This window comes from Sandarakinorhabdus sp. (assembly GCF_032115815.1).
Taxonomy (GTDB): domain Bacteria; phylum Pseudomonadota; class Alphaproteobacteria; order Sphingomonadales; family Sphingomonadaceae; genus Sandarakinorhabdus.
Map to the genome: position 1 here is coordinate 1 of NZ_JAUMBI010000092.1, position 6990 is coordinate 6990.

The following is a 6990-nucleotide window of genomic DNA, read 5'->3' on the forward strand; positions in this document are numbered from 1 at the left end:
ATCATGGCCTTGGACTCCATGCGCACCCGTAGCTCAGCAGGATAGAGCGACGGTTTCCTAAACCGTAGGCCGCAGGTTCGAATCCTGCCGGGTGCACCATAATCGTTGGCCGCCAGCGCACGACCGAACCCCAACGTCGTGCTCTGGCCCAGGCTGACACTCCATCCCCAACCATTGCCAGCAACAAAACTCCATGATCTACTCTGGCACAGTGCAGTCAGGGGGAGACTGTGGGGGAAATGCCATGAAGCAGACACTGCTCAACCTGTTGCCGCCAGCAACAGTCGCAGCGCTGCTGCTGTTCTGGTCCAATGTACCGGCCGCATTCGTCAATACCGATGGCGCCCTTGTCGTGGTGATTCTGGCCATTGTCGTGTTCGTGCAGTTGCTCGAACTGAGGTTCGAGCGCCACGAAGGCTGGCGCATCAACTGGCGGGAACTGGCCACCGATGGGTTCTATGTCATCCTGGGTTTCACCGCGATCAACTGGCTGACCAACCATCTGGCGGAAGGGCCGCTGCAGGTCGCCAAGGCATCGCTGGGCCTCGCCACGCCGTGGCTGAAAACGCTACCGATCGTGGTGCAGACCTTCATGATCATGGCTCTGTTCGAATTCGGGCAATATTGGATGCACCGGCTGATGCACAACAATGCGCTGTTCTGGTCCACCCACGCGCCGCACCATCACATAACCCAATTGAACGCAGCCAAGGGCTATGTCGGCAATCCGATCGAGCTGTTCCTGATTTCCCTGAGCGTCATCGCCCTGTTCGATTTCGACAAGGCGGCGATCTTCGCGTCGGCGTCGCTGGGCACGGCGATCTCGACCTTTGCCCACGCCAATGTGCGATCCGATCCGCCGGCCTGGTACAGCTTTTTCTTCACCACTATCCGCCATCACAGCCTGCATCACACCGCGCTCAGCTATGAAGACACGCGCTGCAACTATGGCAATGTGCTGATCTTGTATGATCGCATCTTCGGCACCTACCGCGAAGGCGAATCCGCCGTGGTCGGTCAGGATGAACGGCGGCGTCTGTCAATCCGCGAGCAATTCCTGTTCCCGTTCCAGCCATGGCTGGAACGGTTGAAGGCACGCACCAGCTGACTGTCCGTCACGCCTTGCTGTTGCTTGTCGGTCCGCTGCTACTGGCCGCCGCGCCGGTGGAACAGGTCATCCCGGTGCCCGGTTATGCCGATTTCCTCACGGTTGACGGCAACAGCGTGTGGGCCACCAACACCGGCCGAGTGGAGCGCTGGTCACGCAGCGGCAAGCTGGCCACGGTGAAAATGCGCCGGCCGTGCGGCACGATGGCCCTCGCCGCCGGCGCGCTGTGGGTCGCCGATTGCGACGCGAAGACGCTTTCGCGCATCGACAGGACAACCGCGCGGATCACCGCGGTGATTGCCACCGGCATTGCCGCTGCCGATGGGGAAATGAACGTGGTGGCAGGCGCGGGCGCGGTGTGGCTGGCCACAGCGGCCAAGGGTGAAATCACCCGTGTTGATCCGGCCAGCAACAAGGTGATGGCCCGCATTACCGTGGCGCCCGGCAGCAATTATCTGGCATTCGGCCATGGCGCACTGTGGGCGGTGAGCGGCTCCGGCAACCTGATCCAGAAAATCGATCCCGCCAGCAACCTGGTCGTCCGGCAAACGCTGCTGGGCCGCCAGCCCGGCTTCCTGGTGGCGGGCGAAGGCGCGGTGTGGGTGCAGGAACAGGCCGATGGCACGGTGGTGCGGATCGATTCCGCAACCGCCGCCGTGACTGGCCGCATCAAGGTCGATCCCAGCCTGGCCTATGGCGATATCGATACAGGAGGCGGCAAGGTCTGGCTGCGCACCACAGCCAGGCAGACATTCGTGGTCATTGATGCGGCCACGCTCGCTATCAACGCCCGGTTGGGCAAACCCTCCGGCAGCGGCGCTATCCGCTACACGCCCGCTGGCATCTGGACATCAGCCCACGACCTGCGCAGCCTGTCGTGGTGGCCCCATCCAGCCGGGACCGATCATTAGCGCCGGGCGAGTGCCGCGAGCAGCGGGGCAGCGGCAGCAGTATCGACATATTCGCGCACCAGCGTAACCCTGCCGTCAACAATATCGGCAACGACACATGCCGACAGCGCCAGCGCCGAGCCATCGGCCAGCGTACCGCGCACTGCATGCTCCTCGACAAAGCCCGTCGCCGTGGCCGCACACACCACATCCTCATAGCAGAAGCCGCTGACAACGGCGTGTACTAGCCGGTTGAAGTGCAACAGCATTTCCACATCCATCGCCAGGCCACCGTTCTGGCGCAGGGTAAAACCGGGAGCGCACAAGGCCCGCACCTGTACGTCATCATCAGATGCCAGCGCGTCGAACAGCGCGCGGGCCACGGCCGCATTTTCCATGCTTGTCTCCTTCATCCGGCCTGCCCCGGTCGTTTTGCGCGCAGCGTTGGCGGTGCATCCAGCGGATTGTCCGGCCAGGGATGCTTGGGATAGCGGCCCCTCAGATCCTTGCGAACCTCTGCCCAGCTGCCGGCCCAGAAGCCGGACAGATCCTTGGTTACCTGGATCGGCCGCCCAGCGGGTGAGGTCAGGCGCAAGGTCAGCGGCACCCGGCCATCGGCCACCATCGGATGGTGGGCGAGGCCAAACAGCGATTGAACCCGCATGTCCACTGCCGGTCCACCATCTGCGGCATAATCAATGACATGGCTGCTACCGGCAGGGGTCGTGAAGCGGTTGGGCGCAAACTGGTCGAGCCGCTGGCGCTGGTTCCAATCGAGCCGGTTCAGCAACGCTTCGGCCAGCTGCGCATCCTGCACATCGCTCAGACGGCGACCAAGCAACGGCGCCAGCCACTCCCCGCAGTTGGCGAGCAGGGCAGCGTCGTCGCTGGCCGGCAAGTCGAGGCCGTGGGCGGCCGCAAAGGCAAGGCGGGCGCGCAGGGACGTGGCAGATTCGCCCCAGAGCAAGAGGTCGAGACCCCGTTCGGCCACGGCATCGATCAGGACGGAACGCACCCGCGCTGCTTCGGGCCGCTCCACCGGTTGCCGCGCCAGCACGATGGCGCCAAGCCGGCGCTGGGTTTCCACCGTCACCCCGGTGGTGGCCGGATCATAGGCAAACACCGCCCGGCTCTCGATACGGCTGGCCAGAGTTTTTTCGACATCGCCATGCAAGGGCGCGCCCAGTAGCAATCGCGCCCCGGCGGCGCTGCCACTGGCATCGGCGACGACGATCCAGTCACAGCGCGCCAATGGTGAATCCGGGGGCGGTGCCACGGCGCGGCCATTGGCCATCAGGAATGCGTTACCCCGGCGCCTTGCTACCCGGTCGGGATAGCCCAGTGCCAGCACATCGCCGGCGGATTCAATGTCGATGCTGGACTCGGTTGCACCCACGGCCTTGGCCCATCGCTGCGCCAGTTTGCGTGCGGCTTCGGCGCGCTGGCTGCGTTCGCGCCCCCAGCCAGAAAGGCGCTGTTCGATATCATCACTGCGGCCACCCAAGCCGCGCTCCCCAATCAGCACGGCGATGCGGGCTGCCAGCAGGCCATGGCTACGCTGCGCCGCCATCACCAGCATGTGCGCCTGTTCAGGCGCCATCGGCAGTGCCGCCAGGCGCTCACCGTGCGGTGTGACCCGGCCGGTCTCGTCAATGGCCGCCAAGGCCCGCAACCGGCCTTGCGCTTCGGCGACGGCAGCCGCCGACGGCAGGTCGCGCCACGGCAGGCTGGCGGGATCAGATACGCCCCAGCGGGCGCAATCAAGCACAAGACCGGCGAGATCAGCCTCCATGATTTCCGGCGGATCGAATGGCACCCTGCCCAGTGTTTCAGCCGCTTCCCACAACCGGATCGCCACGCCTGGTGCGGTGCGCCCGGCACGGCCGGCACGCTGGGTGACGGCTGCCTGACTGGAGCGGACGGTGACAAGGCGGGAAAGGCCTACACTGCGATCAAGCTGCGGCCGCCGCGACTGACCGGAATCGACCACGACCCGCACGCCGTCGATGGTGATGCTGGTCTCGGCAATACTGGTTGCCAGCACGATCTTGCGGCGGCCGGGCGGCGGCGGTGCAATGGCGGCCCGCTGATCAGCGGCTTCACGGGCGCCGTGCAGGCGGAACAGATCGGTATCGGCGGGCAGGCGAGCCTCCAACCGTTCGGCGGTGCGCTCGATTTCCGCAACGCCGGGCAAGAACGCGAGGATGGAGCCGCTTTCACTCGCCAAAGCATTGCGGATGGCGGCGGCCATGGAATCTTCCAGGCGTTCGGCGGAATTGCGGCCGATATGACGCAATTCCACCGGGAACATCCGGCCTTGGGATTCAACCTGCACCAGCCCTGGAATGATGGCGGCAAAGCCGGCCACATCCAACGTTGCCGACATCAGGATCAGCCGCAAATCAGGACGCAGTGCGGCACGGGCTTCCAGGGTCAAGGCCAACGCAAAATCACTGTCGAGGCTGCGTTCATGGACTTCATCGAACAACACGCCCGCCACACCGGTCAGCTCGGGATCGCTGACCAGCATCCGCGTGAAGATGCCTTCGGTCACCACCTCGATACGCGTGGCAGACGATGTGCGCGCGTCCAGCCGGGTGCGATAGCCGATGGTCTGGCCAACCGCTTCGCCCAGTTGCTCGGCCATGCGCTCCGCGGCAGCACGGGCGGCGAGGCGGCGGGGCGAGAGCAGGATCAGCTTGCCGCCCTTGGCCCATTCTTCGCCAAGTAACGCAGGCGGCACTGCGGTGGTCTTGCCGGCGCCGGGCGGGGCCACCAGCGCCACCGGTTGGTTGTCGGCCAGTGCCGCCTGCAACTGCGGCAGCACGGCGAGCACGGGCAGCATCAGAACGGCTTGACGATCACCAGCACCGCCACGGCCAACGTGACCAGCGAGGGGATTTCGTTCATCAGCCGCAGCCGCTTTTCGGTGACGTGGCGTTCGCCAGCGGCAAAGCGCTTCGACGCCACCACGCTCCAGTGGTGAAACCAGGTGAGCAGGCAGACGAAACCGAACTTCAACACCAGCCACAGCGGCCAGCCAAGATGAAAGCCCAGCGACAAGCCGGCGATCCAGCTGACCACCATGGCGGGTGAAAGGATTATGCGGCGCAGGCGGCGGCAGCGTTCATCCCACAAGGCTGATTCAGGCACAGCAGGGGCGACCGGATGCCAATAGACCAGGAAGCGCGGGATCATGAACAGGCCGGCCATCCAGAATATGACGAAGGCGACATGCAGCGCCTTCACCCACAGATAGGCTTCACCGAGCCAGCCCACGCCCCATGACATCATGATTCAGAGCGGTTTCTTTAGCAGCGCGAACAGATGCTCAACATGCTCGATTGGCGTGTCCTGCAGGATGCCGTGGCCAAGGTTAAAGATGTGCGGGCGACCGGACAGCGCGTGGCGGATGCGCGTCACAGCCTGTTCCAGAGCTTGGCCGCCAGTGATCAGCGCCAGGGGATCAAGATTGCCCTGCACCGGCATGCCTGGCGGCAGCATGGAATCAGCCCAAGCCGGATCGACGGTTTCATCCAGGCCAACCGCATCAACCCCGGTTTCGGCGGCATAGGCCGCAAGCTTGGCACCAGCGCCCTTGGGGAAACCGATGATCGGTACATCCGGATGGCGCACCATCAGGCGGCCAACGATATCGGCGTTGGGCGCGATCACCCAGCGTTCGAACTGCGCCGGCGAAAGTGTACCAGCCCAGCTGTCAAACAATTGAATGGCCTGTGCGCCGGCTTCGATCTGGCCCGACAGATAATCCACCGTCACCGCAACAATGCGATCGATCAAAGCCTGGAAGCGCGCCGGATCCTTGTAGGCCAGGCGGCGGGTTTCGGCCTGATCCTTGCTGCCATGGCCCGCCACCATGTAGGTCGCAACGGTCCACGGAGAGCCGGCAAAACCCAGCATCGTCACCGATGGATCAATGGCCTTGCGCACCTTGGCAACGGTTTCATAGATCTTGGCGAAATGCAGCGGATTGGGCTGAAGCTGCGAGAAATCACCATCGTGCAGTGCCGGCGTCAGCTGCGGGCCTTCGCCGGGGCCGAATGTCAGGCCCTGGCCCATGGCGTGCGGCACGATCAGGATATCGGAAAACAGGATGGCGCCGTCCATGCCGAAGCGCTTGAGCGGCTGGATGGTGATCTCGGCCGCCGCATCGCTGTCGTACACCAGTTCGAGGAAGCCCCCCTTCTCGGCCCGCAAGGCGCGATATTCCGGCAGATATCGCCCAGCCTGGCGCATCAGCCAGACAGGTGGCGGGTCGCGGCGTTCGCCCTTCAGCACGGCGAGCAGCGGGGGATCCTGATGAATTTGATCAGCCATGGCGCCTCCTTGCCTTTGCCCCGTCGCCGCGGTCAAGCCCGGAGCGCAGGCCAGCGCTCTTCAACCAACTCTAAAAATAACCTTAAAAATTGTCAGCTGTAGTAGGCGGCGGAATCGTGGGGATAAAATCGGTTCAACCGGTTGGTCCACAGGGCCGGATCTGCGCGACTCGCCGGAATCGTGCGAGTCGCAGCGTTCATCCCCGTTTTCCACAGGCCCGGCTGTGCATATGTTCGCAGTCTGATGAATCCGCCCGCGGTCGCGGGGTGGTTCCGTGGAATTGGCGCTTGCCGGATGCTCCACAGCAGCGTTAACGCTTTGCCCTGATGCTTATCCACAGAGTCATGGGCGGCTATTTTTGCCGGCAGGGTCAGGTGTGACGGTGCCGGACGTGCTGCACCTGCATCTGATCAGCGATTCCACCGGCGAAACGCTGGAATCGGTGGCCAAGGCCAGCTTGGCCCGATTCGAGGGCGCGCAGGCCGTGAAGCATTTCTGGCCGATGGTGCGCAGCGAAGGTCATCTTGATCGTATCATCGAGGAAGTGGCGAAAAAGCCGGGGCTGGTCATCTACACGCTGGTTGATGGCGTGGTCCGTGATCGGCTGGAAAGCCGTTGTGCCACGCTGGGCCTGCCGATGGTGTCGCCGCTCGA

At 64.1% G+C, this 6990-nt stretch carries 7 protein-coding genes and 1 tRNA gene; 4 read left to right on the forward strand and 4 right to left on the reverse strand.

Annotated features, from left to right (window positions below; genetic code table 11):
• Window positions 1–22: 22 nt before the first annotated feature.
• The 3 genes from RT662_RS05685 to RT662_RS05695 all read left to right on the forward strand — a co-directional run bounded on the left by RT662_RS05685 (window position 23) and on the right by RT662_RS05695 (window position 2019).
• A tRNA-Arg gene (locus tag RT662_RS05685) sits at window positions 23–99 on the forward strand.
• Window positions 100–244: 145 nt separating this feature from the next.
• Complete coding sequence (locus RT662_RS05690) at window positions 245–1108, forward strand: sterol desaturase family protein (RefSeq protein WP_313669740.1); 864 nt, start codon at window positions 245–247, stop codon at window positions 1106–1108.
• Between the two features lie 14 nt (window positions 1109–1122).
• Entirely contained in the window at window positions 1123–2019 is an 897-nt protein-coding gene (locus tag RT662_RS05695) for a YncE family protein (protein ID WP_313669741.1), read from the forward strand.
• On the opposite strand, the gene RT662_RS05700 is transcribed toward RT662_RS05695, so the two are convergent.
• Genes RT662_RS05700 through hemE form a run of 4 tightly spaced genes read right to left on the reverse strand, consistent with a single transcriptional unit; the run spans window position 2016 to window position 6336 of the window.
• Complete coding sequence (locus RT662_RS05700) at window positions 2016–2396, reverse strand: nuclear transport factor 2 family protein (protein ID WP_313669742.1); 381 nt, start codon at window positions 2394–2396, stop codon at window positions 2016–2018. The genes RT662_RS05695 and RT662_RS05700 overlap by 4 nt on opposite strands.
• An 11-nt stretch (window positions 2397–2407) precedes the next feature.
• Entirely contained in the window at window positions 2408–4843 is a 2436-nt protein-coding gene (gene hrpB, locus RT662_RS05705; RefSeq protein ID WP_313669743.1) for an ATP-dependent helicase HrpB, read from the reverse strand.
• The gene (locus tag RT662_RS05710) at window positions 4843–5292 is read right to left on the reverse strand and encodes a CopD family protein (RefSeq protein ID WP_313669744.1); all 450 of its coding nucleotides are present in this window, start codon (window positions 5290–5292) and stop codon (window positions 4843–4845) included. Before RT662_RS05710 ends, hrpB begins: the two co-directional genes overlap by 1 nt.
• A 3-nt stretch (window positions 5293–5295) precedes the next feature.
• Window positions 5296–6336 carry a uroporphyrinogen decarboxylase gene (gene hemE, locus RT662_RS05715; protein WP_313669745.1) on the reverse strand — a complete coding sequence of 347 codons (1041 nt, stop codon included), beginning with the start codon at window positions 6334–6336 and terminating at the stop codon, window positions 5296–5298.
• Between the two features lie 382 nt (window positions 6337–6718).
• Between hemE and RT662_RS05720 the strand changes: the two genes are divergently transcribed.
• Window positions 6719–6990 (forward strand): kinase/pyrophosphorylase (locus RT662_RS05720; RefSeq protein ID WP_313669746.1); only part of this gene is annotated, 272 nt, incomplete at its 3' end.

Excerpts from the sequence above, each read along its gene's own strand:
- RT662_RS05690 (WP_313669740.1), top strand. The coding sequence starts at position 245 with ATGAAGCAGACACTGCTCAACCTGTTGCCGCCAGCAACAGTCGCAGCG.
- RT662_RS05700 (WP_313669742.1), bottom strand. The coding sequence starts at position 2,396 with ATGGAAAATGCGGCCGTGGCCCGCGCGCTGTTCGACGCGCTGGCATCT.
- hrpB (WP_313669743.1), bottom strand. The coding sequence starts at position 4,843 with ATGCTGCCCGTGCTCGCCGTGCTGCCGCAGTTGCAGGCGGCACTGGCC.
- RT662_RS05710 (WP_313669744.1), bottom strand. The coding sequence starts at position 5,292 with ATGATGTCATGGGGCGTGGGCTGGCTCGGTGAAGCCTATCTGTGGGTG.
- hemE (WP_313669745.1), bottom strand. The coding sequence starts at position 6,336 with ATGGCTGATCAAATTCATCAGGATCCCCCGCTGCTCGCCGTGCTGAAG.